The organism is Streptomyces sp. NPDC093546 (genome assembly GCF_044765045.1).
Lineage (GTDB): Bacteria > Actinomycetota > Actinomycetes > Streptomycetales > Streptomycetaceae > Streptomyces.
The window spans coordinates 41118-67102 of record NZ_JBIWJG010000021.1 but is presented as its reverse complement, the minus strand read 5'-3'; the positions used below and the strand labels follow the sequence as shown (position 1 = coordinate 67102).

General features: G+C 71.1%; 30 protein-coding genes. 5 read left to right on the top strand and 25 right to left on the bottom strand.

From position 1 onward, the window contains the following. Positions 1–19: 19 nt before the first annotated feature. From ACIRNI_RS30600 to ACIRNI_RS30585, 4 genes are read right to left on the bottom strand one after another with little or no spacing between them, the layout of a single operon-like run. Positions 20–1342, bottom strand: coding sequence for an NADH-quinone oxidoreductase subunit D (locus ACIRNI_RS30600; protein ID WP_403556441.1), 1323 nt, complete (start codon positions 1340–1342; stop codon positions 20–22). After that, positions 1339–2070, bottom strand: a complete 732-nt coding sequence (locus tag ACIRNI_RS30595; protein WP_403556439.1) for an NADH-quinone oxidoreductase subunit C — start codon at positions 2068–2070, stop codon at positions 1339–1341. Before ACIRNI_RS30595 ends, ACIRNI_RS30600 begins: the two co-directional genes overlap by 4 nt. Continuing rightward, positions 2067–2621, bottom strand: a complete 555-nt coding sequence (locus tag ACIRNI_RS30590; RefSeq protein ID WP_403556437.1) for a NuoB/complex I 20 kDa subunit family protein — start codon at positions 2619–2621, stop codon at positions 2067–2069. Before ACIRNI_RS30590 ends, ACIRNI_RS30595 begins: the two co-directional genes overlap by 4 nt. 54 nt (positions 2622–2675) lie before the next feature. Further along, positions 2676–3035, bottom strand: coding sequence for an NADH-quinone oxidoreductase subunit A (locus tag ACIRNI_RS30585; protein ID WP_031077122.1), 360 nt, complete (start codon positions 3033–3035; stop codon positions 2676–2678). A 704-nt stretch (positions 3036–3739) separates the two neighbouring features. On the opposite strand from ACIRNI_RS30585, the gene ACIRNI_RS30580 reads away from it, so the two are divergent. Continuing rightward, positions 3740–4585, top strand: a complete 846-nt coding sequence (locus ACIRNI_RS30580; protein WP_355362795.1) for a C40 family peptidase — start codon at positions 3740–3742, stop codon at positions 4583–4585. A gap of 94 nt (positions 4586–4679) precedes the next feature. Here the strand turns inward: ACIRNI_RS30580 and ACIRNI_RS30575 are convergent, their stop codons facing one another. Beyond that, the gene (locus ACIRNI_RS30575) at positions 4680–5972 is read right to left on the bottom strand and encodes a geranylgeranyl reductase family protein (protein ID WP_403556435.1); all 1293 of its coding nucleotides are present in this window, start codon (positions 5970–5972) and stop codon (positions 4680–4682) included. Positions 5973–6070: 98 nt separating this feature from the next. Between ACIRNI_RS30575 and ACIRNI_RS30570 the strand changes: the two genes are divergently transcribed. Beyond that, entirely contained in the window at positions 6071–6595 is a 525-nt protein-coding gene (locus ACIRNI_RS30570) for a GNAT family N-acetyltransferase (RefSeq protein WP_403556433.1), read from the top strand. A 4-nt stretch (positions 6596–6599) separates the two neighbouring features. On the opposite strand, the gene ACIRNI_RS30565 is transcribed toward ACIRNI_RS30570, so the two are convergent. From ACIRNI_RS30565 to ACIRNI_RS30545, 5 genes are all read right to left on the bottom strand, one after another. Then, positions 6600–7295 carry a demethylmenaquinone methyltransferase gene (locus ACIRNI_RS30565; RefSeq protein ID WP_403556431.1) on the bottom strand — a complete coding sequence of 232 codons (696 nt, stop codon included), beginning with the start codon at positions 7293–7295 and terminating at the stop codon, positions 6600–6602. A gap of 30 nt (positions 7296–7325) precedes the next feature. Continuing rightward, positions 7326–7925 carry a hypothetical protein gene (locus ACIRNI_RS30560; protein WP_355362787.1) on the bottom strand — a complete coding sequence of 200 codons (600 nt, stop codon included), beginning with the start codon at positions 7923–7925 and terminating at the stop codon, positions 7326–7328. Positions 7926–7932: 7 nt separating this feature from the next. Beyond that, a complete protein-coding gene (gene mqnC, locus ACIRNI_RS30555) occupies positions 7933–9132 on the bottom strand; it encodes a cyclic dehypoxanthinyl futalosine synthase (RefSeq protein WP_355362785.1) in 1200 nt (399 codons plus the stop codon). A gap of 83 nt (positions 9133–9215) precedes the next feature. Continuing rightward, entirely contained in the window at positions 9216–10808 is a 1593-nt protein-coding gene (locus tag ACIRNI_RS30550; protein WP_403556429.1) for a serine/threonine-protein kinase, read from the bottom strand. Positions 10809–10976: 168 nt separating this feature from the next. After that, entirely contained in the window at positions 10977–11864 is an 888-nt protein-coding gene (locus tag ACIRNI_RS30545; RefSeq protein ID WP_403556427.1) for a menaquinone biosynthetic enzyme MqnA/MqnD family protein, read from the bottom strand. Positions 11865–12125: 261 nt separating this feature from the next. On the opposite strand from ACIRNI_RS30545, the gene ACIRNI_RS30540 reads away from it, so the two are divergent. Continuing rightward, a complete protein-coding gene (locus ACIRNI_RS30540; RefSeq protein ID WP_003967102.1) occupies positions 12126–12329 on the top strand; it encodes a cold-shock protein in 204 nt (67 codons plus the stop codon). A gap of 27 nt (positions 12330–12356) precedes the next feature. Here ACIRNI_RS30540 and ACIRNI_RS30535 read toward each other — a convergent pair whose 3' ends face one another. The 11 genes from ACIRNI_RS30535 to ACIRNI_RS30485 form a co-directional block, all read right to left on the bottom strand. Next, positions 12357–13562 (bottom strand): CapA family protein, encoded by a 1206-nt coding sequence (locus ACIRNI_RS30535; protein ID WP_403556425.1) that lies wholly within the window; start codon positions 13560–13562, stop codon positions 12357–12359. Positions 13563–13571: 9 nt separating this feature from the next. Then, positions 13572–14024, bottom strand: a complete 453-nt coding sequence (locus ACIRNI_RS30530) for an NUDIX hydrolase (protein WP_403556423.1) — start codon at positions 14022–14024, stop codon at positions 13572–13574. 119 nt (positions 14025–14143) lie between these two features. Continuing rightward, the gene (locus ACIRNI_RS30525) at positions 14144–14758 is read right to left on the bottom strand and encodes an antibiotic biosynthesis monooxygenase (RefSeq protein ID WP_403556421.1); all 615 of its coding nucleotides are present in this window, start codon (positions 14756–14758) and stop codon (positions 14144–14146) included. Between the two features lie 115 nt (positions 14759–14873). Next, complete coding sequence (locus ACIRNI_RS30520) at positions 14874–15491, bottom strand: TetR/AcrR family transcriptional regulator (RefSeq protein WP_403556477.1); 618 nt, start codon at positions 15489–15491, stop codon at positions 14874–14876. A gap of 120 nt (positions 15492–15611) precedes the next feature. Continuing rightward, complete coding sequence (locus ACIRNI_RS30515) at positions 15612–16958, bottom strand: dicarboxylate/amino acid:cation symporter (RefSeq protein ID WP_403556419.1); 1347 nt, start codon at positions 16956–16958, stop codon at positions 15612–15614. Between the two features lie 334 nt (positions 16959–17292). Then, a complete protein-coding gene (locus tag ACIRNI_RS30510) occupies positions 17293–17547 on the bottom strand; it encodes a DUF4229 domain-containing protein (protein ID WP_403556475.1) in 255 nt (84 codons plus the stop codon). A 122-nt stretch (positions 17548–17669) separates the two neighbouring features. Beyond that, positions 17670–18215: a GNAT family N-acetyltransferase gene (locus ACIRNI_RS30505; RefSeq protein ID WP_403556417.1), complete on the bottom strand. Its 546-nt coding sequence runs from the start codon at positions 18213–18215 to the stop codon at positions 17670–17672. 19 nt (positions 18216–18234) lie between these two features. Beyond that, on the bottom strand, positions 18235–18882 hold the full coding sequence (locus ACIRNI_RS30500) for a UdgX family uracil-DNA binding protein (protein WP_403556415.1): 648 nt from the start codon (positions 18880–18882) through the stop codon (positions 18235–18237). Positions 18883–18910: 28 nt separating this feature from the next. Further along, positions 18911–20074: an aminofutalosine synthase MqnE gene (gene mqnE, locus ACIRNI_RS30495; RefSeq protein ID WP_403556413.1), complete on the bottom strand. Its 1164-nt coding sequence runs from the start codon at positions 20072–20074 to the stop codon at positions 18911–18913. A 50-nt stretch (positions 20075–20124) separates the two neighbouring features. Then, on the bottom strand, positions 20125–20577 hold the full coding sequence (locus ACIRNI_RS30490) for an Lrp/AsnC family transcriptional regulator (protein WP_355362763.1): 453 nt from the start codon (positions 20575–20577) through the stop codon (positions 20125–20127). 105 nt (positions 20578–20682) lie between these two features. Then, positions 20683–21357, bottom strand: coding sequence for a UbiX family flavin prenyltransferase (locus ACIRNI_RS30485; RefSeq protein WP_403556411.1), 675 nt, complete (start codon positions 21355–21357; stop codon positions 20683–20685). Positions 21358–21452: 95 nt separating this feature from the next. On the opposite strand from ACIRNI_RS30485, the gene ACIRNI_RS30480 reads away from it, so the two are divergent. Further along, positions 21453–22070, top strand: a complete 618-nt coding sequence (locus tag ACIRNI_RS30480; RefSeq protein ID WP_403556409.1) for a rhomboid family intramembrane serine protease — start codon at positions 21453–21455, stop codon at positions 22068–22070. Here ACIRNI_RS30480 and mqnP read toward each other — a convergent pair. From mqnP to ACIRNI_RS30465, 3 genes are all read right to left on the bottom strand, one after another. Continuing rightward, on the bottom strand, positions 22060–22959 hold the full coding sequence (mqnP, locus tag ACIRNI_RS30475; protein WP_403556407.1) for a menaquinone biosynthesis prenyltransferase MqnP: 900 nt from the start codon (positions 22957–22959) through the stop codon (positions 22060–22062). The genes ACIRNI_RS30480 and mqnP overlap by 11 nt on opposite strands. Next, positions 22959–23429, bottom strand: a complete 471-nt coding sequence (locus tag ACIRNI_RS30470; RefSeq protein ID WP_403556405.1) for a hypothetical protein — start codon at positions 23427–23429, stop codon at positions 22959–22961. Before ACIRNI_RS30470 ends, mqnP begins: the two co-directional genes overlap by 1 nt. Positions 23430–23505: 76 nt before the next feature. Continuing rightward, on the bottom strand, positions 23506–24957 hold the full coding sequence (locus ACIRNI_RS30465) for a menaquinone biosynthesis decarboxylase (protein WP_356644764.1): 1452 nt from the start codon (positions 24955–24957) through the stop codon (positions 23506–23508). A gap of 89 nt (positions 24958–25046) precedes the next feature. On the opposite strand from ACIRNI_RS30465, the gene ACIRNI_RS30460 reads away from it, so the two are divergent. Further along, positions 25047–25466, top strand: a complete 420-nt coding sequence (locus tag ACIRNI_RS30460; protein ID WP_403556403.1) for a PLD nuclease N-terminal domain-containing protein — start codon at positions 25047–25049, stop codon at positions 25464–25466. 1 nt (position 25467) lies between these two features. On the opposite strand, the gene ACIRNI_RS30455 is transcribed toward ACIRNI_RS30460, so the two are convergent. Continuing rightward, entirely contained in the window at positions 25468–25980 is a 513-nt protein-coding gene (locus tag ACIRNI_RS30455; protein ID WP_403556401.1) for a hypothetical protein, read from the bottom strand. Between the last annotated feature and the right edge of the window lie 5 nt (positions 25981–25985).

Below are 25985 nucleotides of genomic sequence, written 5' to 3'. Positions count from 1 at the left end.
CTGACCTCTTGATTGGCGGTCACCGGTCGACGCCTCCCATCACGGGGTCGATGGACGCGACGGCGACGATGACGTCGGCGACCATGCCGCCCTCGCACATCGCCGCCATGGCCTGCAGGTTGGTGAACGACGGGTCGCGGAAGTGGACCCGGTAGGGGCGGGTGCCGCCGTCGGAGACGACGTGCGCGCCGAGCTCCCCCTTGGGCGACTCGACGGCGGTGTACGCCTGCCCGGGCGGGACCCGGAAGCCCTCGGTCACCAGCTTGAAGTGGTGGATCAGGGCCTCCATGGAGGTGCCCATGATCTTCTTGATGTGGTCCAGCGAGTTGCCGAGGCCGTCGGGCCCGAGGGCGAGCTGCGCGGGCCAGGCGATCTTCTTGTCGGCGACCATCACCGGGCCGGGCTCCAACCGGTCCAGGCACTGCTCGACGATCCGCAGCGACTGGCGCATCTCCTCCAGCCGGATGAGGAAGCGGCCGTACGCGTCACAGGTGTCCGCGGTCGGGACGTCGAACTCGTAAGTCTCGTAGCCGCAGTACGGGTCGGTCTTGCGCAGGTCGTGCGGGAGGCCGGCGGAGCGCAGGATCGGGCCGGTGACGCCGAGGGCCATGCAGCCCGCCAGGTCGAGGTAGCCGATGTCCTGCATGCGGGCCTTGAAGACGGGGTTGCCGGTGGCGAGCTTGTCGTACTCCGGCATGTTCTTCTTCATCGTCTTCACGAACTCGCGGAGCTGGTCGATGGCGCCGGGCGGCAGGTCCTGGGCGAGGCCGCCGGGCCGGATGAACGCGTGGTTCATGCGCAGGCCGGTGATCAGCTCGTACAGGTCCAGGATCAGCTCGCGGTCCCGGAAGCCGTAGATCATGATCGTGGTGGCGCCGAGCTCCATGCCGCCGGTGGCGATGCACACCAGGTGGGAGGAGAGGCGGTTGAGCTCCATCAGCAGCACGCGGATGACGGAGGCGCGGTCGGGGATCTGGTCCTCGATGCCGAGCAGCTTCTCCACGCTCAGGCAGTACGCCGCCTCGTTGAAGAAGGGCGTCAGGTAGTCCATGCGCGTGACGAAGGTGGTGCCCTGCGTCCAGGTCCGGAACTCGAGGTTCTTCTCGATGCCGGTGTGCAGGTAGCCGACGCCGCAGCGGGCCTCGGTGACGGTCTCGCCGTCGAGCTCCAGGATGAGCCGGAGCACGCCGTGCGTGGACGGGTGCTGCGGGCCCATGTTGACGACGATCCGCTCGTCGTCGGCCTTGGCCGCGGACTGGGCGACCTCGTCCCAGTCGCCGCCGGTGACCGTGTAGACGGTGCCCTCGGTGGTCTCGCGGGCGCTGGCAGGTGGAGTGGTCACGAGTACGACCTCCGCTGGTCCGGAGCCGGGATCTGGGCGCCCTTGTACTCGACGGGGATGCCGCCGAGGGGGTAGTCCTTGCGCTGCGGGAAGCCCTGCCAGTCGTCCGGCATCATGATCCGGGTCAGGGCGGGGTGGCCGTCGAAGATCAGGCCGAAGAAGTCGTACGTCTCGCGCTCGTGCCAGTCGTTGGTCGGGTAGACCCCGACGAGCGACGGGATGTGCGGGTCCGCGTCGGGCGCGGAGACCTCCAGCCGGATCAGCCGGCCGTGGGTGAGCGAGCGCAGGTGGTAGACGGCGTGCAGCTCGCGCCCCTTGTCGCCCGGGTAGTGGACGCCGCTGACGCCCGTACAGAGCTCGAAACGCAGGGCGGGGTCGTCGCGCAGGGTGCGGGCGACGCGGAGCAGGTGCTCGCGGGCGATGTGGAAGGTGAGCTCGCCTCGGTCGACGACCGTCTTCTCGATGGCGTTCTCGGGGACGAGTCCCTGTTCCTCCAGGGCGCCTTCGAGCTCGTCGGCGACCTCGTCGAAGTACCCGCCGTAGGGGCGGGTGGCCTCGCCGGGGAGGCGGATGGAGCGGACCAGTCCGCCGTAGCCGGAGGTGTCGCCGCCGTTGTTCGCGCCGAACATGCCGCGCTGGACGCGGATCTCCTCACCGCCCTGGCCCCGCTGGCCGGGAAGGTTCTGCGCGCTGAGTTCCTTGTCCGGATTGGGCTGTGACTCACTCACCTCAGCAGGCCCTTCATCTCGATCGTCGGCAGCGCCTTGAGCGCCGCCTCCTCCGCCTCGCGGGCCGCTTCTCGCGCGTTGACGCCGAGCTTGGAGCTCTGGATCTTCTGGTGGAGCTTGAGGATCGCGTCCATCAGCATCTCCGGACGCGGCGGGCAGCCCGGCAAATAGACGTCAACGGGAACAATGTGGTCCACGCCCTGCACAATCGCGTAGTTGTTGAACATTCCGCCCGACGATGCGCACACCCCCATGGAGATCACCCACTTCGGGTTGGGCATCTGGTCGTAGACCTGGCGCAGGACGGGCGCCATCTTCTGGCTCACCCGGCCGGCCACGATCATCAGGTCGGCCTGGCGCGGTGAGCCGCGGAAGACCTCCATGCCGAAACGCGCCAGGTCGTACCGCCCGGCGCCGGTCGTCATCATCTCGATGGCGCAGCAGGCGAGACCGAAGGTCGCGGGGAAGACGGACGCCTTGCGCACCCAGCCCGCGGCCTGTTCGACCGTCGTCAGCAGAAAACCGCTCGGCAGCTTCTCTTCGAGTCCCATGTCGGTGCCCCTCAGCCCCTTAAGTCCTCAAGTCCTCTAGGTCCCTCTAGGTCCTCAGTCCCAGTCCAGGCCGCCGCGCCGCCAGACGTAGGCGTAGGCGACGAAGACGGTGAGCACGAAGAGCAGCATCTCCACGAGCCCGAAGAGCCCGAGTGCGTCGAAGCTGACGGCCCAGGGGTAGAGGAAGACGATCTCGATGTCGAAGACGATGAAGAGCATCGCCGTCAGGTAGTACTTGATGGGGAAGCGGCCGCCGCCGGCCGGTGTAGGCGTCGGCTCGATACCGCACTCGTACGCCTCAAGCTTCGCCCTGTTGTACCGCTTTGGGCCGATAAGCGTGGCCATGACCACGGAGAAGATCGCAAACCCTGCCCCGAGGGCGCCGAGCACGAGGATGGGCGCGTAGGCATTCACGCTCCTCGCTCCTTCCAGTCGTCCTTGACCGTTGGACCGCACCGGGCATCCGTCTCGCCGCCTCGCGAAGATCGCGTACATGTGAGGCAGTTCACAAGCCCGACTGCTTCGCATCCTATGCCCGTCGATCTGTGATCTGCGACACGGGGTGCGACAACGTCTTTGTGATCTCCACCACCTGGCGAAGGATCATGAATTCGGATGAACGGTGATCTTGGCACACCCCGTGGTCGAATGACCTCATACCGTGACACCGGAGGGTGTTACCGCTGGTCGAGAGGGGTGTGCCCTATCAAGCGTTGGCCGCTACAGGCAAATTCGCAATGGACTCCCCCGAGTGATAAAGGAGCTTCACCTCACCCACCCGAGGGGGTCCCCGGGACCGAAGTGGACGCGTGCGCGTTTTCACGATCTTTCGGACGACTCGCCGCGCCCCGAGCCGTGATCACTCCGTGACCTGCGTCACACGAATCGCACCCCTCCACTAGCGGGCTTGGCCACGGGAGCGCCGAAGTGGTAAGCGCGCGGCAATTCGGGCGTTTCGCGGAAACCCCATGACCACGGGCTTGATCACGACAGTCCGCATTGTCCGTTACGGCGTCAATAAAGGCCCCGATGAAGCGGATTCGGGCATTCCACGCGCAACTGTGGCGCACCCCACGTTTCTTGAAGGGAACCGCCACGCCCTGATAGCGGTTGTACTCATGTCCCACACCGCTCACATACCCAGCCACCGGAAGCCCCGCCGCAGCGCCTCGAAGCTCTCGCTGCGCGCCGGAGTTGCCGGTGGCGTCCTCAGCACCGTCGCGGTGGCCGGTGCCGCCGGCCCGGCCCAGGCCGAGCCGGTGACCGAGACCATCGAGATGCCCGCGCTCAACGGAGAAGACCTCTCCGCGCACCTGTCGAGCGCCGTCGCCGCCTCCGCCGAGGCGACCCAGCAGATCGCCCTCGACACCGAGCTCCAGGCCCTGGAGGACGCCGCGGCGGCCAAGGCCGCCAAGGAGGCCAAGAAGGCCAAGCAGGAGGCCGAGCGCAAGGCCGAAGCCGAGCGCAAGGCCGAGGAGAGGGCCCGCGCCGAGGCCCAGGAGCGCGCCAACCGCTCCTCCGAGCGCACCACGCTCGCCGCCTCCGGCTCCGACTCCGGCTCCGGTCTCGGCTCCGACGAGGGCGGCTCCTACGACTCCGCGCCCGCCACCGGCTCCGCGTCGGCGATCATCGCCTTCGCCCGCGCCCAGGTCGGCGACGCGTACGTCATGGGTGGCACCGGCCCCAACTCCTGGGACTGCTCCGGCCTCGTGCAGGCCGCGTACCGCCAGGCCGGCATCGACCTCCCGCGGGTCTCCGGCGCCCAGTCGAGCATGGGCACCTCGGTCTCGCTCGACAACCTCCAGCCCGGCGACATCCTCTACTGGGGCAGCCGGAGCAACTCGTACCACGTGGCGATCTACGTCGGCGGCGGCAAGTTCGTCGGCGCGCAGAACCCCGGCACCGGCGTCGTCGAGCGCTCGCTCGACTACGACCCGCCGTCCGGCGCGGTGCGCCTGCTCTGATCCGGTCTGATCCGGGGCACACAGCCGTAAGGGCCGTCGCTCTCCCGCTCGGGGAGGGAGCGACGGCCCTTCGCCGTACCGTAGGCCTGGGGCCTCAAGCCTTGGGGGCCACCTTCGACAGGCCGTTGATGATGCGGTCCATCGCGTCGCCGCCCGTCGGGTCGGTGAGGTTGGCGAGCATCTTCAGCGTGAACTTCATCAGCAGCGGGTGCGTCAGGCCGCGCTGCGTGGCGATCTTCATGACCTTCGGGTTGCCGATGAGCTTCACGAAGGCGCGGCCGAGCGTGTAGTAGCCGCCGTAGGTGTCCTTGAGGATCTTCGGGTAGTTGTGCAGGGCCAGTTCGCGCTGGGCCGGGGTCTGGCGGGCGTGCGCCTGGACGATGACGTCGGCCGCGATCTGCCCGGACTCCATGGCGTACGCGATGCCCTCGCCGTTGAACGGGTTGACCAGGCCGCCCGCGTCGCCGACCAGCAGCAGGCCGCGCGTGTAGTGCGGCTGGCGGTTGAAGGCCATCGGCAGGGCGGCGCCGCGGATCGGGCCGGTCATGTTCTCGGGGACGTACCCCCAGTCCTCCGGCATCGAGGCGCACCACGCCTTCAGCACCTCGCGCCAGTCCAGCTCCTTGAAGGAGTCGGAGGTGTTGAGGACGCCGAGGCCGACGTTGGAGGTGCCGTCGCCCATGCCGAAGATCCAGCCGTAACCGGGCAGCAGCCGGTCCTCGCCCGGGCCGCGCCGGTCCCACAGCTCCAGCCAGGACTCCAGGTAGTCGTCGTCGTGGCGCGGGGAGGTGAAGTACGTGCGGACGGCGACGCCCATCGGGCGGTCCTCGCGCCGGTGCAGGCCCATGGCGAGCGACAGGCGGGTGGAGTTGCCGTCGGCGGCGACGACGAGCGGCGCGTGGAAGGTGACGGGCGCCTTCTCCTCGCCGAGCTTGGCGTGGACGCCGGTGATGCGGCCGGTGCGGTCGTCGATGACGGGGGCGCCCACGTTGCAGCGCTCGTAGAGGCGGGCACCGGCCTTCTGCGCCTGGCGGGCGAGCTGCTCGTCGAAGTCGTCGCGCTTGCGCACCAGTCCGTAGTCCGGGAAGCTGGCGAGCTCCGGCCAGTCGAGCTGGAGGCGCACGCCGCCGCCGATGATGCGCAGGCCCTTGTTCCGCAGCCAGCCCGCCTCTTCGGAGATGTCGATGCCCATCGCGACCAGCTGCTTGGTGGCGCGGGGCGTGAGGCCGTCACCGCAGACCTTCTCGCGCGGGAACGCGGTCTTCTCCAGCAGGAGGACGTCGAGGCCCGCCTTGGCGAGGTAGTAGGCGGTGGTCGAACCGGCCGGGCCCGCCCCGACGACGATCACATCCGCTGTGTGTTCGGACAGGGGCTGCTGCTCGGCCACGGCGGGTTCTCCCGAATACTCGAAATTGCGTACCGGACGGCACAGGTCATGTGCAGTCTAGGGGGACGTACCGATCACCGACCCGAAGGGCCACCCCGATGACCGAGCTGCTCCCCGCCGCCGCCCCGCCCGTAGTCCGGCTGCGCGTGCCGACGGACGAGGACGCGTACGCCTGGCACCGGGTCTTCGACGACCCGGAGGTCATGGAGTTCTTCCAGGGTGGCCCGGCCGAGCTGTCCGTCTACCACGAGTTCACCGCCCGCCAGCGCCGGCACGACGCCGAGCGCGGCTTCTGCCTGTGGACGCTGCTGGACGAGGACGGCGAGGTCATCGGCTTCACCGGCGCGCAGCCGTGGCCGCACGCCTGGGGGCCGGTCGGCGAGATAGAGATCGGCTGGCGGCTCGCGCGCTCCGCGTGGGGCAAGGGGTACGCGACGGCCGCCGCCCGCGCCACGCTGGAGCGGCTGCGGGCGGCCGGGGTGGAGCGGGTGGTCGCCATGGTCAACACCCGCAACGCCCGCTCGGTGGCCGTGACACGGCGGCTCGGGATGACGCAGGGCGAGACGTACGCCATCCCCGACAGCGGCGGTCAGGAGGGGTGCTGCTTCCGCCTGGAGCTGTGAGCCGTCAGGCCGCCTTGACGCCCCGGTGCAGGGCCACGATGCCGCCCGTCAGATCGCGCCAGGCCACCTTCGACCAGCCGGCCTTCTGGAGCAGCCGGGCCAGCTCGGCCTGCTCGGGCCAGCTCTGGATGGACTCGGCGAGGTAGACGTACGCGTCCGGGTTGGACGAGACGGCGCGGGCGACCGGCGGCAGCGCGCGCATCAGGTACTCCTCGTACACCGTCCGGAAGGGCGCCCACGTCGGGTGGGAGAACTCGCAGATGACGACGCGTCCGCCCGGCTTGGTCACCCGGTACAGCTCGCGCAGCGCGGCGTCCGTGTCGTGGACGTTGCGCAGCCCGAAGGAGATGGTGACCGCGTCGAAGGCCTCGTCCCGGAAGGGCAGCTTCGTCGCGTCGCCCGCCGTCAGCGGCAGCCACGGGTGGCGGCGCTTGCCCTCGCGGAGCATGCCGAGCGAGAAGTCGCACGGCACGACGTACGCGCCGGCCCGGGCGAAGGGCAGCGAGGAGGTGCCGGTGCCCGCCGCGAGGTCGAGGACCTTCTGGCCGGGCCGGGCGTCGACCGCCTTGGCGACCTCCTTGCGCCACCGCCGGTCCTGGCCCAGCGAGAGCACGTCGTTCGTCAGGTCGTAGTTGGCCGCGACGTCGTCGAACATCGAGGCGACTTCGTGCGGCTGCTTGTCCAGGGATGCGCGGGTCACGCCCCCATTCAAGCAGGCGCCCCGCCGGCGCTACGCGCGCCGGTGCACCAGCCGTCCGCCGATCACCGTGGCCACGCAGGTCGAGGCCCCGCGCCGAACGAGCTCCGCGCGGTCGGGGACGTCGAACACCGCGAACCGGGCGGGCCCGCCCGGGGCCAGGGCCGGCAGCAGCACCAGCGGTACCGGGGAGAACGACACGGGCCCCCGCAGGGTCGCCGGGCGGCCCGCCATGGCGAGCCCGGCCCGCCGTACCGCGTCCAGGGCGGCCCGGCCGCGCAGTTCACCGGCGACGGCGACCGTGCCGTGCGCCAGCAGCCGCTGCACCCCGCGCCGGGCGCTGGCGCCCAGCCGGGAGGGGTCGGCACGGAAGAGGGCCCGCGCGCGCTCGCCGGTGATCGGCTCGGTGCCGAACTCGGCCGCCTCGCGCGGGTCGGGGTGGTAGGTGTGCTCCAGGATCTCGGGCCCGTACGGGTTGAGCAGCCCGGGCGTGAGGATGCCGGGCCACCGCCGCACCCGTGCGGTGGGACGGACGGCGGCCAGTTCCTCGTACGGGCCGATGGCGGCGAGGGACGCGCCGTCGACCAGGACGGCCGCCTCCGGCGTGGCCTCGGCTACGTGGATCGTCAGCATGACGGGCTCAGTTGGCGTTCAGCAGCTTGAGCTCGGGGTGGGCCGTGCCGCCCGCGATCGCGGTGGAGGAGATGTGCGAGGCGACGCGGTCGTCGACCGGGTCGTTCGCCGGGTCGTCGTGGACGACGATGTGCTCGTACGTCGTCGTGCGCTGCGCCGGTACGCGGTCGGCGGTGCGGATCATGTCGATCATCTCGCGCAGGTTGGAGCGGTGCTTGGCGCCCGCCGACGAGACGACGTTCTCCTCCAGCATGATCGAACCGAGGTCGTCCGCGCCGTAGTGCAGGGTCAGCTGGCCGATCTCCTTGCCGGTGGTCAGCCAGGAGCCCTGGATGTGGGCGATGTTGTCCATGAACAGCCGCGCGACGGCGATCATGCGCAGGTACTCGAAGAGCGTGGCCTGCGTGCGGCCCTTCAGGTGGTTGTTCTCGGGCTGGTACGTGTACGGGATGAAGGCGCGGAAGCCGCCCGTCCGGTCCTGCACGTCACGGATCATGCGCAGGTGCTCGATGCGCTCGGCGTTGGTCTCGCCGGTCCCCATGAGCATCGTGGAGGTGGACTCCACGCCGAGGTTGTGCGCGATCTCCATGATCTCCAGCCATCGCTCGCCGGACTCCTTGAGCGGGGCGATGGCCTTGCGCGGCCGCTCGGGCAGCAGCTCGGCGCCGGCGCCCGCGAAGGAGTCGAGGCCGGCGGCGTGGATGCGGGTGATGGCCTCCTCGACGGAGACGCCCGAGATGCGCGCCATGTGCTCGACCTCGGAGGCCCCGAGGGAGTGGATGACGAGCTGCGGGAACTCCTTCTTGATGGCCGCGAAGTGCTTCTCGTAGTACTCCACGCCGTAGTCCGGGTGGTGTCCGCCCTGGAACATGATCTGCGTGCCGCCGAGCTCCACCGTTTCCGCGCAGCGCCGCAGGATGTCGTCGAGGTCGCGCGTCCAGCCCTTGGCGGTGTCCTTCGGCGGCGCGTAGAAGGCGCAGAACTTGCACGCCGTGACACATACGTTCGTGTAGTTGATGTTGCGCTCGATGATGTACGTCGCGATGTGCTCCGTACCGGCGTAGCGGCGCCGCCGCACCGCGTCCGCCGCCGCGCCGAGGGCGTGCAGCGGGGCCGACCGGTAGAGGTCGAGCGCCTCCTCGGGGGTGATCCGCCCACCCTCGGCGGCGCGGTCCAGGACGGACTGGAGGTCGGCCTTCTCGGTCACCGGATCTCACCTTTCGGCGGTTTTACAGGGCTTCAGGGGCACTTCAGGGGCTTCAGTACGGACCGAACCAGCCTACGCCCGGCTCACCCGCCCGCCTTGGTCAGGGTGCCGGTGGGCCGTCCCGCCGCCGCCTCGTCGGACCGGTAGGCGAGGGTGCCGTCGGCGTCGAGGGTGAAGGTCAGCGTGGCGGAGCTGCCGGTGCACAGGCCCGGTGACCCGGGCTTGGCCGGGTCCGTACGGTCCACCACGGTGAGTGCGCGCGGCGTGGCGGCGATGAGCCTGCCGACGCTGTGGCACTCGACGGTCGTGGTGAGGACGGAGAGGGTGGTGGTCATCCGGACCACGTCCTGACCGGTGCCTCCCCGGCTGAAGACGGCCGTCAGCTCGCCGTGCGGCAGGCCGTTGGCCTCCTGGGTGGGCCCCTTCCAGGTGCCGAGGAACTCCTTCGGTACGGAGGAGGGCGGCGCTGAGTCCTTCGCCGGGGGCTTGGCCGCGTTGCCCCTGTCGCCGCCCTGCCCGGGCAGGAGGTCCATCAGGAACGCGCCGCCCACCGTCACTGCCGCGAGGGCCCCCGCGACCGTGAGGGCGACCGTGCAGCTGAGCCGGCGGCCGCGGCGCGCGGTGGGCGGCACGGGGTCGAGGGGCGGCCCGAACACGCCGAGCGGCCCGTCCGCGGGGCCACCCGGCGAGGCGGGCGCCGCGCCCGGCGGCGGGGGTCCGACCACCGGGCCGGTGAACGGCACCGGCCCCGACCGCGCCCCGGCCGGGTCCGTCGCCGCCGGCTCCAGGTCCAGCAGCCGGACCGCCTCCCGGCTGAGCTCCGCCACCAGCGGGCCCGGCAGCCAGCCGCCCTCGACCAGCGCGGCCGCCCCGTCCGGGGCCAGCCGCCGGGCCACCTCCGCCGGCGCGGGCCGGGCGGCCGGGTCCTTGGCCAGGCACGCCGCGACCAGGTTCCGCAGCTCGCCGGTGAGGGGGCCGCCGAGCTCGGGCTGCTCGTGGACGACCTTGTAGAGCAGCGCCGCCGAGGAGTCGCCGGGGAACGGCGGCTTGCCGGTCGCCGCGTACGCGAGCACCGCGCCCAGCGAGAAGACGTCCGCCGCGCCGCTCGCGCCCTTGCCGAGGATCTGCTCGGGCGCCATGTAGCCGGGCGACCCGACGGACACGCCGGTGGAGGTGAGGGACGCGGTGCCGTCCGTCGCGCGGGCGATGCCGAAGTCGATGAGGCGCGGCCCCTCGACGGCCAGCAGGACGTTCGACGGCTTCACGTCGCGGTGGACGAGCCCGAGCCCGTGCACGGCCGCCAGTGCCTCCGCGAGCCCGGCGCCCAGCGCCCGTACCGAGTGCGGAGGAAGCAGGCCGTGTTCGGTGACCGCGCGGGCGAGCGAGGGCCCGGCGACGTACGCCGTCGCGACCCAGGGCACGGGCGCCTCCGGGTCCGCGTCGAGGACCGGCGCGGTCCACCGCGCCCCCACGCGCCGCGCCGCTTCCACCTCGCGCCGGAACCGCGCCCGGAACTCGTCGTCCAGCGCGAAGTGCGGGTGCACGACCTTCACGGCGACCGTACGGCCGCCCTCGCTGCGCGCGAGGTACACCCGCCCCATGCCGCCGGCCCCGAGCCGGCCGAGCAGCCGGTACGGGCCGATGGCCCCCGGCTCGCCGGCTTCCAACGACTGCATGCGAGTCCCCCGTTCCCGTACGCCGCGTTCCCCTGTGCCGTCGACAGCAGGGTAGAGGGGCGGCGATTCGGCGGGGACGGGGATTCCGGAGCCGCGAATTCCCGCGGGTTTCCCGGAAATGTCACTCGGTCACGCGGTCACTCGCCACTCCGCCACTCCGCCACTCGGTCACTCCGTACGCAGCAACTCGACTCGCACATCCGGGGGAAAGCCGGTCGTCGGGCCGGTCCGGCGCGCGAACTCGCGTACACCCGCCAGCTGTTCCGCCCCCAAACGGAAGTCGAGCGTCGTGAAATACCGCTCCAGCAGCGCCGCGTCGAAGGTCTCCCAGCGCGCCGCCTGTTCGGCCACCTTCGTGACCTCCTCCAGCGACAGGTCGCGCGAGGCCAGAAACGCCTCGTGCACCAGACGCGTCACTTCCGGCTCGCGCGCCAGATATTCCTTGCGCACCGCCCAGACCGCGAAGACGAACGGCAGCCCCGTCCATTCCTTCCACATCTGCCCCAGGTCGTGGACGTGAAGGCCGAGGCGCGGCGCGTCCTGCAGCGAGGCGCGCAGCGCCGCGTCCCCGATGAGGACGGCCGCGTCCGCCTCGCGCATCATCAGGCCGAGGTCGGGCGGGCAGGTGTAGTAGTCGGGCGCCACGCCGTACCGCTCGGCGAGCAGCAGCTGCGCCAGGCGCACGGACGTACGGGAGGTCGAGCCGAGCGCGACGCGCGCCCCGTCCAGCTCCTCCAGCGGCCGCTGCGAGACGATCACGCAGGACATGACGGGGCCGTCGCAGCCGACCGCGAGGTCGGGGAAGGCGACGAGGTCCTCGGCGTTGCGCAGGAACTCGACGAGGGTGATCGGAGCGATGTCGAGATCGCCGTCCACCAGCCGCTCGCTGAGCTTCTCCGGGGTGTCCTTCGTGAGCTCGAGATCGAGAAGCGTTCCGGTACGGGCGAGGCCCCAGTACAGGGGCATGCAGTTCAGGAACTGAATGTGACCGACGCGCGGCCGGTTCGGCCGCTGTCGCTGCTGCTGCCCGTGGTGACAGTCGGTTGAATTGTCCACATCGCGAGGCTAGACCCGCGCCGCGCGGCGCGTGTCAGGGGGTGCACGGCGTCAGCGTCGGTGAAAGGTTCAAACATCCGAGTGAAGTGATCTTTACCTCTACCGCTTCCCGGTTGGTGCGTGCTAGGCTCGGCGCAAGTTGCAGTTTGGTTTCCCTTGCAGTACAGAGCCTGCGGAGCATGTGACCCGCAGGCTTTTGTAGTTTTCAGACTTCTTTGCAGGTTCTGGAGCAGGGCAACCCTTTGGCCCATAGGAGGGCTTATGGCTACCGGAACCGTCAAGTGGTTCAACGCTGAAAAGGGCTTCGGCTTCATCGCCCAGGACGGCGGCGGCCCGGATGTCTTCGTACACTACTCCGCGATCAACGCCTCTGGTTTCCGCTCTCTCGAGGAGAACCAGGTCGTGAACTTCGACGTCACCCAGGGCCCCAAGGGCCCGCAGGCGGAGAACGTCACCCCGGCCTAGTTGCCCGGGTCGGCGATCGCGCACGACTTAGCAGTACCCAAGGAGTCTCTTCCCGTGACCAGGCGGTCGCGGGAAGGGGCTCCTGCCTTTTTTCCCGCTCGTTTCCCGCCGGCGCTCCGCGGGCAGCGCCCGCAGGTCCCGCAGGCCCTGCTCGTCCGCCACGACGCGCACCCCGTACGGGCGGCTGATCCGGTCGAGGGTCGCCTGCAGCCAGGTGCGGTCGGCGCCCGTCGCGGGCCGCAGGCTCATCCGCCGGGGGCGCAGGACCGCCATCCGCAGACCGGTGAGGCGGCCGGTGTCCGGCTCCACCGAGGCGAAGTACGCCAGGCGCAGGTCGTCGCGGTACTGCTCGTAGCCGGTGATGCCCTCGTAGTCGTCGACGAAGTCCCCGCAGCCGTACAGGACCAGGTGGTCCCGGTACAGCTCCAGCGAGCGGGGGTGGTGCGAGGAGTGCCCGTGGACGAGGTCGACGCCGGCGTCGACCAGCGCGTGGGCGAACCGGGACTGGGCGCGGGCGACGCCGTAGCCCCAGTTCGAGCCCCAGTGGACGGAGACGACGGCCACGTCGCCCGGCCGCTTCACCTCCCGGACGCGGCGGGCGAGCGCGGCCGCGGCGGCGTCCGAGGGCTCGGCGACGTAGTGGACGCCCGGCCGGTCCTCGTCGGCCGCCCATGCCGGGGGGACGCCGCTGGAGGGCATGGCCAGGGCGAAGACCAGCACCCGGCCGCCGCCGGGCACGGGGACGACGGCGGGGCGGCGCGCCTCGGCCGCGGTCCGGCCGGCGCCCGCCGTCCGCAGGCCCGCCCCGGCCAGCGAGTCGAGCGTCTCCTCCAGGCCGCGCCGCCCGAAGTCGAGCACGTGGTTGTTGGCGAGCACGCAGACGTCGGGGCGGGCGGCGGCGAGGCAGGGCAGGTTGTCGGGGCTCATGCGGTAGAGGACCGCCTTGTCGCGCTCGCGGTCGTCGCTGCGCGTGACGCTGGTCTCCAGGTTCACGATGCGGGCGTGCGGCGAGACGGCGTCGAGCACCGCCAGGGCGTCGCCCCACGGCCAGGCCGGGTCGACCGGCCGCGGGATCGGGCCGCTCGCCGCCTCGGCGAGCTCGACGTAGGCACGGGCGTCGCGGATGTACTCCTCCCACAGGGTGGGGTCCGAGGGGTGGGGGAGGATCTGGTCGACGCCGCGCCCGAGCATCACATCGCCGCAGAGGAACAGCGTCAGCGTGTCCCCGCGCATGCTTCCACGCTACTGCCGCGCCCCGTCGCTCTCCCGCTGCCCCTCCAGCAGGTCGGAGAGGTACGGCGGCCAGAGCGCGTCGCCGGTGGCGGCGAGCTCGGCGGGGCTCCACCAGCGCCACCCGAGGATCTTGTCGTCGGTGCGGGCACCGGCGGATTCGTCGTCCGGCTCCCGGCGCGGCCCGTGGGCGAGGTAGAGGTGCTCGTGCTGGCGGACCGCGATCCCGGCGCGGGTGAAGTCGTGCTCCCAGGTGCCCAGGAGCCGCCCCGGTTCGAGGTCGGTCCAGCCGGTCTCCTCGCGCAGCTCGCGCAGGGCGCCCTCGCGCGGGCTCTCGCCGGGCTCCAGGCCGCCGCCGGGCATGGCCCAGTGGGGGCCGACCTCTTCGTTGTCGTACCGGAAGAGGAAGACGGCGCCGTCGGGGTCGACGACGGCCACGCGTGCGGCGCGCCGGGGTATGCGCATGGGGGTCGGTCCTTCCGTCGAGACCTGGGGCCGGGGGCCGGTGGCCTGGGCCGGAAGTGTCCGCTCCCGACCCGCCCAGGCGTACCGTACGCGCACGCCTGCCCCTGCCTGCTCCTGCCTCAGGACGGCGGGCGGGACGTCACCATGACCGCCTCGAACTCCTCGACCGACCGCACCGTCGCGCCCGTCTTGCTCGCCGCCTGGCCGCGCAGCACGGCGACGGGACCCCGGGACGCCACGAGGCTCTCCTGGTCGGCGTAGATCGCGCCCACCTGGCCCTCGCCCGCGGCGCGGTCCATGAGCAGGGCCCCGCCCTGGAAGCCCGGCATCTGCTGGAGCTTGGGCAGCGCGCCGTTCTCGAAGGCGTCGACCAGGTCGTCCGCGCGCGACGGGTCGAACCGCAGCCGGATCATCCGGAAGCGGGCCCCTTCACCGACCGACTCGGGGCGCGTCGCGACCGCCGCCTCCCAGGTGTCGACGGTCAGGGTCGTCGCGAAGGGCGCCAGCATCCGGGTGCGCAGCTCGCCCATCCGCTCGGCGCTCGCGCGCAGGGCCTCCTCGTCCTCCCACCACGTGCCGGTCAGCAGCTTGCCGACCTCCCGGTCCGCGAACAGGCCCGCGCCCCGGAAGCCGGGCTCGCGCTCCAGCGCCTGCCTGCCTTCCGAGGTCATCTTCCGCACGGCCTCGTCGAGCTTGGCCGGATCTCCCGTCGCATACGTCGTACGAACGAACATGGCGCCCTTTCTCCGCTGGGGTCCTCCGGTCCATGCGAAAGCCGGTACGGGCGGGCGGCAAGGGGGCGCGGGCGTTCGGGTGAGCGGCTCACCGGGCGGTCCCGCCGGGCCGGCCTCACCGGGACGGTGACCAACGCTCCCCCTCCATGAGGTTCCCGAGCCCGGTCCAGGCGAAGTTCATCAGCGTCGCCGCCGCCTCCGTCGCGCAGACGCCCGGTGTCTCGTTGGCCCACCCGGCGAGCGACTCGGCCGCGCCGACCAGCGCCTGGGCGAGGCCCGCCGCGTCCCGCTCCCCGAACGACGGTTCCTGTCGCGCCTCGCACGCCGCCACCCCGATCAGGCCCGTCACGAAGGCCGTGATGTCGGCGCGCATCGCGGCCACCTCCCCCGCGAACGGCTCCCCGTGCGTACGCGCCTGCCGGTGCAGGATCGCCCAGCCGTCCGGGTTCTCGGCGGTGTGCGTGAAGAACGCCGTGAGCCCCGCCCACAGTTGGCGGTCGGCCGGCAGCCCGGGCCGTACGGCGGCGCGGACGGCCGCGATGAGGGCGGCGGCCTCCCGGCGGATGCACGCCGTGAAGAGCTCCTCCTTGGAGTTCAGGTAGAGGTACACCAAGGGCTTGGACACGCCCGCCAGTTCGGCTATCTCGTCCATGGAGGCCGCCCGGTAGCCGCGCTGCCCGAAGGTCCGTACCGCCGCGTCCATCATCTGCTGCTCGCGCACGGCCCGCGGCATCCGCTTCGGCCTCGCACCCGTGCCCTTCACGGCCCCCACCTCCTGTTTTCCGGTGGCGCACAGCCTAAGTGCCCCCGGTCCGAGGACGGACCGGGGGCACTTGGGGAGATCGGGGAGGCGTTACGCGGCGACCGGCACGGCCACCTTCTGCTCGGCCTCGCGCACCTCGCGCTCATCCACGGGCGAGCCCGAGGCGGAGTTGTACGCGTCGAGGTCCAGGATCTTCTCGCGGGCGGCGACGACGACCGGGACGAGCGCCTGGCCGGCGACGTTCGTGGCCGTACGCATCATGTCGAGGACCGGGTCGATCGCCATCAGCAGGCCCACGCCCTCCAGCGGCAGACCCAGCGCGGAGAGGGTCAGCGTCAGCATGACCGTCGCGCCGGTGAGGCCCGCGGTGGCGGCGGAGCCGACGACCGAGACGAAGGCGATCATCAGGTAGTCCTGGATGCCCAGCTGGACGTCGAAGATCTGCGCGATGAAGATCGCGGCGAGCGCCGGGTAGATGGCGGCGCAGCCGTCCATCTTCGTCGTGGCGCCGAACGGCACGGCGAAGGAGGTGTACTCCTTCGGCACGCCCAGGCGCTCGGTGACCTTGACCGTGACCGGCATGGTGCCGACCGAGGAGCGGGAGACGAAGGCCAGCTGGATGGCGGGCCAGGCGCCCTTGAAGAACTGGACCGGGTTGACCTTGGCGACGGTCGCCAGCAGCAGCGGGTAGACGCCGAAGAGCACCAGCGCGCAGCCGATGTAGATGTCGGCGGTGAAGGTGGCGTACTTGCCGATCAGGTCCCAGCCGTACTCGGCGATGGCGTACCCGATGAGGCCGACGGTGCCGACCGGCGCGAGGCGGATGACCCACCACAGGGCCTTCTGGAGCAGCTCCAGGACGGACTCGCTGAGGGTGAGGATCGGCTGGGCCTTCTCACCGAGCTTCAGCGCGGCGATGCCGGCGACGGCGGCCATGAAGACGATCTGCAGGACGTTCAGCTCGGTGAAGGGCGTGATGACGTCCGTCGGGATGATGCCGGTGAGGAAGTCCAGCCAGGAGCCGGCCTTCTCGGGCAGCTTGCCGTCCTTCGGGGTCAGGCCGGTGCCCGCGCCCGGGTTGGTGAGCAGGCCGAGTACCAGGCCGATGGCCACGGCGATCAGCGACGTGATCATGAACCAGAGCAGGGTGCGGCCGGCCAGCCGGGCCGCGTTGTTGACCTTGCGCAGGTTGGTGATGGACACCAGGATCGCGAAGAAGACGAGCGGGGCGACGGCCAGCTTCAGCAGCTGGACGAAGATGTGGCCGACCTTGTCGAGGGTGGTGTGCAGCCACTGCACGTCGTAGCTGCGGGTGATCCAGCCGAGGACGACGCCGAGGACGAGACCGGCGACGATCTGGACCCAGAAGGGCACCTTGGGTATGCGGGAGGCGCGCTGGGCGGGGGTTTCGGTGCTCGCGGACGCGGACACGGACACACTCCAGTAGGGCGTATCGGGGGAATACGGACGGGGGTGCGGCGCACACGCCTTCCGGCGGCGCCGCTGCATGATGCCGGGTCAGATTTCGCGGCAACAGACCGCGGACATACAGCGGCAGAGGTCGACATGCAGGCGCGCCACGAGCGGGGGGCTCATGGCTTCGGGGAGGCGCACAGCTGTCTTCACGTCGAACACGTTAACACTTGTACTTTGAGAGCCTCAAAGCACTTCTTTGGGATGAGGCGTCGGCGGAACGCCAACACCCCCGCCCGAAGCGCTGCTTCGGCACGGGGGGTGTCAGGGTCGCGTGAGCTACTTCACTGGAGCCACCTCACTGCGCGGTGGCGTCCTCCTGGGACCGGTTGGCCTCCAGCCGGGCCTTCACGGTGTCCACCTTCGGGGCGATCTGCGCGGACATCGCGTCCCGCTGCTTGCGCAGCAGCACGAAGCTGAGCGGCCCGGACATCACGATCGACAGCAGGAGCACCCACAGCAGGTTCGAGTCGCCGAGCCCGCGCGGCAGCACACCGACGTACACCGCGCCCCACAGAGCGAGGAAGCAGCCGGCGAAGATGCCGAAGCGCATCAGGGTGTAGCGGATGGTGGCGCTCGTCCAGGCGGCAGCGGACACGGCGGGCCTTCCTTCTTCCTGCTCTGCTCTCTTCGCTTACGTGCTCATCCAGTGAAGCACGTGCCGGATCGATCACTTCACGGGGTGAGCGCCCCGGCGGGCTGAAGCGGCAGGTACATGATGACGTCGTCGCGGTCGTCGCCCTCCGCGACCCGGATCGCGCCGGGCACGCGCCCCACCTCCTGGTACCCGCAGGCGGCGTAGAACCGGTCGGCGCCGGTGCCGCCGCGGCACGCCAGCCGTATCGCCTCGATGCCGTCGAAGCCGCGCACCGCCTCCTCGACCGCCGCCATCAGCGCGCGCCCGTACCCCTTGCCCTGGTGCTTGGGGTGCACCATCACCGTGTAGACCCACACCCAGTGCTGCATCAGCCGGTGCGTGTTGTACGAGACGAAGGCCGTGGCGGCGAGCGCGCCGTCCTCGTCGTATCCGGCCAGCAGCCGCATCCGGCCGGCCTCCAGCGCGGCGAGCTGGCTCACCCACTGGGGCAGGATGTCGTCGGTCGTCACGGGCGGTACGAAGCCGACGGCGCCGCCGGCGTTGGTGACGTCCGCCCACAGGGCGAGGACGCCGTCGCGCAGGGCGGGCTCGATGCGCGGGTCGAGAACGAAGGTCAGCGGCATGCCTTCGACGATAAACGCCTCAGCCGAGCGCCCGGGCGGCGATCCGCAGGTCGGACACCAGGCCCGCGTAGACCGCCTCGCGGTCGTCGGCGCGCAGCACGGCGGACGGGTGGATGGTGGCGAGCAGGCTCTCGCCCCGGTCCTCGTAGGGCAGGAGCATGCCGCGCTGCTTGGTCACCCGGAAGCCCGAGCCCAGCAGCGCCTTCCCGGCGGTCGCGCCGAGCGCCACGACGACCTCGGGGTCGACGAGCCGCATCTCGGCGTCGAGCCACGGCTTGCAGGCGGTCATCTCGCGCAGGCCGGGCGACTTGTGGATGCGGCGCTTGCCGCGCTCGGGGACGATCTCGAACTTGAAGTGCTTGACGGCGTTGGTGGTGTACGTGTCGTCGGGGTCGATGCCCGCCTCGTCCAGCGCCCGGTCCAGGAGCTTCCCGGCGGGCCCCACGAAGGGCGCGCCCTGCCGGTCCTCCTGGTCGCCGGGCTGCTCGCCGACGAGCATCACGCGCGCGTGCGGGTTCCCCGCGCCGAACACCGTCTGCGTGGCGTCCCGGTGCAGCGGGCAGCCCCGGCATCCGGCGGCCGCCGCGCGCACCGCCTCGATGTCCGCGCCCGCCGGCACGAACGGCCCGGCGTCGTACGCGTCCTCGGGGGCCTTGGTGTGAGCCATGGCCCCCGGGTACCCGTGGGGCGGCGCGTCAGACGCGCATCGGCTGCGGCGACTCGCGGCGGTCCGCGTCCGGGCCGGGGTACTCGCGGATGATCTCGTACCGGGTGTTGCGCTCCACCGGGCGGAATCCGGCGTCCCGGATCAGCTCCAGCAGGTCCTCGCGGCTCAGCTTGTTGGGCGTGCCGTAGTTGTCCGCGTCATGCGTGATCTTGTACTCGACGACCGAGCCGTCCATGTCGTCCGCGCCGTGCTGGAGCGCCAGCTGCGCCGTCTGCACGCCGTGCATGACCCAGAAGACCTTGACGTGCGGGACGTTGTCGAAGAGCAGCCGCGAGACCGCGAAGGTCTTCAGCGCCTCGGCGCCCGTCGCCATGGTGGTCCGCGCCTGGAGGCGGTTGCGGATCTTGCCGTCCTTCATGTCCACGAAGTCGTGCTGGTAGCGCAGCGGGATGAAGACCTGGAAGCCGCCGGTCTCGTCCTGGAGCTCCCGCAGCCGCAGCACGTGGTCCACGCGGTGGCGCGGCTCCTCGATGTGGCCGTACAGCATCGTGCAGGGGGTCTTGAGCCCCTTCTCGTGCGCGAGCCGGTGGATGCGGGACCAGTCCTCCCAGTGGGTGCGGTGGTCCACGATGTGCTGGCGCACTTCCCAGTCGAAGATCTCCGCGCCGCCACCGGTCAGGGACTCGAGACCGGCGTCGATCAGCTCGTCGAGGATCTCGGAGGCGGACAGCCCGGAGATCGTCTCGAAGTGGTGGATCTCGGTGGCCGTGAAGGCCTTGAGGGAGACGTTCGGCAGCGCCTTCTTCAGCTCGCTGAGCGAGCGCGGGTAGTAGCGCCACGGCAGGTTGGGGTGGAGCCCGTTGACGATGTGCAGCTCGGTGAGGTTGTCGTTCTCCATCGCCTTGGCGAGGCGGACGGCCTCCTCGATGCGCATGGTGTACGCGTCCTTCTCGCCCGGCTTGCGCTGGAACGAGCAGTACGCGCACGACGCCGTGCACACGTTCGTCATGTTGAGGTGCCGGTTGACGTTGAAGTGGACCACGTCACCGTTCTTGCGCGTCCGCACCTCGTGGGCGAGGCCGCCGAGCCAGGCCAGGTCGTCCGACTCGTAGAGGGCGATGCCGTCCTCGCGGGTCAGCCGCTCCCCGGACCGGACCTTCTCCTCCAGCTCGCGCTTGAGCCCCGCGTCCATACGGATGCCTCCCATACGTGTGTCAATCGGGCTCCACCACCGTACTCGCCCTATTCCTCCGGCAGATCGCCGACCCGGTTCTCCCACTTCGTCGACAGCACGATCGTCGTCCGCGTACGGGAGACGCCCTTCGTGCCCGACAGGCGGCGGATGGTCTTCTCCAGGCCGTCGACGTCCGTCGCGCGCACCTTGAGCATGTACGAGTCGTCGCCCGCGATGAACCAGCAGTCCTCGATCTCCGCCAGGTCCTTCAGCCGGCGGGCCACGTCCTCGTGGTCGGCTGCGTCGGAGAGCGAGATGCCGATCAGCGCCGTCACGCCGAGGCCGAGCGAGGCGGAGTCGACGGTGGCGCGGTAGCCGGTGATGACGCCCGCCGCCTCCAGGCGGTTGATGCGGTCGGTGACGGAGGGCCCGGAGAGCCCGACGAGCCGGCCGAGCTCGGCGTACGAGGCCCTGCCGTTCTCCCGCAGGGCCTGGATGAGCTGCCTATCCACGGCGTCCATATGCCTGAAGCCTTCCATTGGTCAGCGAAACCGCGCGTTTGAGTGTCAATCTAAGGCATGCGGGGTCGGCGCCCCGTACGGATCTTCCCCGAGCGCCCGCAGGCGCTAATCACCATCACGCGAGCCACCACCGAGCTCGCCCTTCCACCGGCGGTACAGCCCGTGCGGGACTCCCGCCGCGTCCAGCACCCGGCCCGCGACGAAGTCCACCAGGTCCTGGATGTGCGTCGCCCCCGCGTAGAACGCCGGGGAGGCCGGGAGCACGACCGCGCCCGCCTCGTCCAGCGCCACCAGGTGCTTCAGCGTCTGGCCGTTCAGCGGGGTCTCGCGCACCGCGACCACGAGCCTGCGCCGCTCCTTCAGCGTCACGCTCGCCGCGCGCTGCAGCAGGTCCTTCGACAGCCCGAGCGCCACCCCCGCCACGCAGGCGGTCGACGCGGGCACGATCAGCATCCCCTTGACGGGGTACGAGCCCGACGACGGCCCCGCGGCCAGGTCGCCGGCCGCCCAGTGGCGTACGTCCGCCACGTCGACGTCCCGGAAGGTACCGGGCTTCCCGTCCGCGCCCCGCGCCAGCCACTCCGCCAGGTCCTGGCGCCAGTGCGCGTCGCGGAAGGCGATCCCCGTCTCGTCCAGCAGCGTCAGCCGCGACGCCCGGGACACCACCAGGTCCACGCTCTCCCCCGCCGCCAGAAGCCCGCGCAGCACGGCGGCGGCGTACGGGGTCCCCGAAGCCCCGGACACCCCGACGACCCAGGGAACGCGCTTGCCGACAGTCATGCGCCCGAGCCTATCCGGCCCGGCGGGTGCGGAACTCGGTAAGGTGCCCCGGACGTTTGCCGAGGTGGAAGCGTGCGAGACCGCAGGGGGCCGCCATGGCGCGTACGACGGGGCAGGGCACTATCCAACGGCGTGGCGCCGGCCGGGCCAAGGCGGCCGCGCAGCTGATCCTCGCCTGGGTGGCGCTGCTGTGGGTCCTGGAGGCCGTGGACCTCGCGACCGGGCACGCCCTCGACACGTACGGCATCACCCCGCGCGAGACCGCCGAGCTGCGCGACCTCGTCCCGGCGGCGTTCCTCCACTTCGGCTTCCCCCACGTCGCGGCGAACACGGTGCCGCTGCTGGTCTTCGGCTTCCTCGCCGCGCTCGGCGGCATCCGCCGCTTCCTCGCCGTCGCCGCGCTCATCGTGGTCGTCGACGGGCTCGGCGTATGGCTCGTCTCCCCGTCGTACAGCGTCACGGCGGGCGCCTCCGGCCTGATCTTCGGCCTCTTCGGCTACCTGCTGGTGCGCGGCTTCGTGGACCGCAAGCCGCTGGACATCGGCGTCGGGCTGGTCATAGGCGCGATCTGGGGCAGCTCGATCCTGCTGGGCATATCCCCGACCCAGTCGGGCGTCAGCTGGCAGGGCCACCTCTTCGGCCTCCTGGCGGGCGTGGCGGCGGCGTTCGTGTTCCGCAGGCGTACGCGCAGGGCGGCGGCGATCACACCCTGAGGCCCCGCACCGCCAGGTCCACCAGCGCGCACACGAACAGCGCGATCCCGATGAAGCCGTTGACCGTGAAGAACGCCCTGTTCAGCCGCGACAGGTCGTGCGGCCGCACGATCGTGTGCTCGTAGAGGAAGGCGACCGCCACGACGACCAGGCCCAGCCAGAAGAAGGCGCCCGCGTCGGTGGCCAGCGCGTACCAGACCAGCAGCGCGGTGGTCACCCCGTGCGAGGCGCGCGCGCCGTACAGCGCCGCCGGGATGCCGAAGCGGGCCGGGACCGACATGACGCCGTGGGCGCGGTCGGCCTGGACGTCCTGGCAGGCGAAGATCAGGTCGAAGCCGCCGATCCAGACGCCGACGGCGAGGCCCAGGATCACCGCGTCCCACGACCACGCCCCGGTGACCGCGAGCCACGCGCCGACCGGGCCGATGGCCTGCGCCAGGCCCAGGATCGCGTGCGGGAAGTTCGTGAAGCGCTTGCCGTACGGATAGACGACCATCGGTACGACGGCGAGCGGTGCCAGCGCCAGGCACAGCGGGTTGAGCAGCGCCGCCGCGCCCAGGAAGACGACCAGGGCCACCAGCGCGCCGGTCCAGGCGGAGCGGACGGACACCGCGCCGGTGACCAGCTCGCGGCCCGCCGTGCGCGGATTGCGGGCGTCGATCTCGCGGTCGATGATCCGGTTGCAGGCCATGGCGAAGGTGCGCAGGCCCACCATCGCGACCGTGACCAGCAGCAGCTCGACCCAGTGGACGGTGCGGTCGGCCTCGTACATCGCGGTGAGGGAGGCGATGTAGGCGAAGGGCAGCGCGAAGACCGAGTGCTCGATCATCACGAGCCGCAGGAACGCCTTGATGCCGCCGCCGGCCGGCTTCGGCGCGGTGGTCGCCATCACGCCAGGCTCCCGAGGAACGCGTCGAGGTCGGCCAGCAGTGCGGCCACGGGCAGCGGCCCGGTCTCCACGGTCAGCGTGGTCTCGGGGTCGTCGGGCGGGGTGACGTACGCCGTGAAGGCGTAGGCGTCCGCGCCGGCCGGACGGGCGTCCAGACGCAGTACGGCGCCGCCGTCGACGCTGAACGGCCCGGATGCGGCGGCCAGCTCGGCGCGCAGCCGCTCCGCGAAGTCGGCAGGCTCGGCGTCGCGCACGCCGGGCAGCTCGAAGCCGTCGCCCTCGCCGCCGCTCTCGACCAGGACGGCCCACAGGTCGCCCGCGCCCGCGAACTCCTCGGGCGCGACACCCGCCTCGGCGGCGGCCCGCTGGACCCCGGCGTCGGCCGGGTCGAGCTCCGGGCGCACCAGCGCCACGTAGTCGGTGTCGCTGCCGATGAAGAGGGCCGGACCGCCCATCGCGATCGGGCTCACAGCCCGTACCCCGGAACACCCCCGCGTCGGCGGGGACAAGCCGCCCCGGCCCTGACGCCCATGGTCACACTCGCCCTCACAGTCCGTACTCCTTCCAGCGGCGGTCCACCAGCGCCGCCGTCGCCGGGTCGGACTCCACCATGTCCGGCCAGCCGCCGTCGCGCGTGTAGCCCTCCTCGGGCCACTTCTTGGTGGCGTCGATGCCCGCCTTGCCGCCCCAGAACTGCTGGTACGACGCGTGGTCGAGGTGGTCGACCGGGCCCTCGACGACCGTCAGGTCACGGGCGTAGTCGGTGTTGCCGAGCGCCCGCCACGACACCTCGTGCATGTTGCGGACGTCGCAGTCGGCGTCGACGATCACGATGAGCTTGGTCAGCGACATCATGTGCGCGCCCCAGATGGCGTGCATGACCTTCTGCGCGTGCTTCGGGTACTTCTTCTCGATCGAGACGATCGCGCAGTTGTGGAAGCCGCCCGACTCCGGCAGGTGGTAGTCCACGATGTCCGGCACGATGATCTTGAGCAGGGGCAGGAAGAAACGCTCCGTCGCCCGCCCCAGCGGCCCATCCTCCGTCGGCGGGCGGCCCACCACGATGGACTGGAGCAGCGGACGCTTCCGCATCGTCACGCAGTCGATCGTCAGCGCCGGGAACGGCTCCTGCGGGGTGTAGAAGCCGGTGTGGTCGCCGAACGGCCCCTCGGGGAGCATCTCCCCCGGCTCCAGCCAGCCCTCCAGGACGACCTCCGCCTGCGCCGGCACCTGCAGCGGCACGGTCTTGCAGTCGACCATCTCGATCCGCTTGCCCTGGAGGAAGCCCGCGAACAGGTACTCGTCGATGTCCTCCGGCAGCGGGGCGGTCGAGGCGTACGTCACCGCCGGAGGCGCCCCGAACGCGATGGCGACCGGCAGCCGCTCCCCGCGCCGCGCGGCGACCTGGTAGTGGTTGCGGCTGTCCTTGTGGATCTGCCAGTGCATGCCGATGGTGCGCTTGTCGTGGCGCTGGAGCCGGTACAGGCCGAGGTTGCGGATGCCGTTCTCGGGGTGCTTGGTGTGCGTCAGCCCCAGGTTGAAGAAGGACCCGCCGTCCTTGGGCCACGTGAAGAGCGCCGGGAGCATGTCCAGGTCGACGTCGTCCCCGCGCAGCACGACCTCCTGCACGGGCGCGTCCTTGACCTTCTTCGGTGGCACGTGCGCCATCGCGCCGAGCTTGCCGAACGCCTCGCGCACCCCCACGAAGCCGTGCGGCAGCTCGGGCCGCAGCAGGCCGCCGATCTTCGCGCTGATCTCGTCGTACGACTTCAGGCCCAGCGCCTTCAGCAGGCGGCGGTCCGTCCCGAAGACGTTCATCGCGAGCGGCATCGCCGACCCGCGCACGTTCTCGAAGAGCAGGGCCGGGCCACCGGACTTCTGGACCCGGTCCACGATCTCCCCGACCTCCAGATGGGGGTCGACTTCGGCCTTGATGCGCTTGAGGTCGCCTTCGCGCTCCAGTGCCCTGAGCAGCGAGCGGAGATCGTCGTAAGCCATGGGGTCCAGTATCGGTCACCGGCTACTCTGGCCATGTCACCGGGGCTGTCGAAACGCGGCCCGCCGATGCTTCCAGGGAGCTGTTCCCCATGCTCAGGGCACTGCTGTACATCCTGCCGCTGGCGTTGACGATCTACGCGTTCATCGACTGCCTGAACACGCCGGAGGACGAGGCGAAGCACCTCCCCAAGGTGGCCTGGATCTTCATCATCCTGCTCTTCTGGATCGTCGGCCCGATCGTCTGGTTCGCGGCCGGCAAGCTGCGCCGCGCCCCGGCCGGCGGCCGCACGCCCTCGCCCTTTTCACAGGGCTACCGCACCCACCGCGCCCAGTGGGTCGCCCCGGACGACAACCCCGAGTTCCTGAAGTCCCTGCGCGACGAGGCCGCGTCTTCTGAAAACGTGAAGGACGAAGCCCTCCTGAAGGACTGGGAGGCCGACCTGCGCCGCCGCGAGGAGGAGCTCAAGAAGGCCGACCAGGACGAGGACGACGACCCGAAGAAGCCCTGATCTAGGTCGCGCCGTAGTCGCGGGCCTCGTACCGGTCGCGCAGGTCCTGCCAGCGCTCGCGCGACCAGGAGGACCAGTCGGCCGGCCTGCCGTCCAGCGCGCCGACGAGGTACGCGAAGCGGTCGTGCCAGCCGGCCAGGCGGTCGATCCGCCGGTCGTCCGTGCCGCGGAACTCGTTCAGGAACCGCAGCACCGTCGTGTCGGGCGCCTCGCCCCGCTCCAGGTGCAGGCGGACGCGGCCGTACACGTCGAGCGTGTACTCGACGATGCGCTCGACGTCCCACGCGGTGACCGTGCCGGTGGCGACGGTGTCGCTGGTGGGCCAGCGCAGGATGGCCGTGCCGCCGAGGTGCGGCTCCAGCGCCTTGGGCTCGGCCAGCCAGCCGCGCAGGCCGCCCGGGGTGGAGATGGCAGGCCAGACGCGCTCCACGGGGTGCGGCAGCGGAACCGTGAACCGCACGGTGTGGGTGTCGCCATGGGTCTCGCTCGTACCGGGAGGTATGGGATCAGCCATACCTC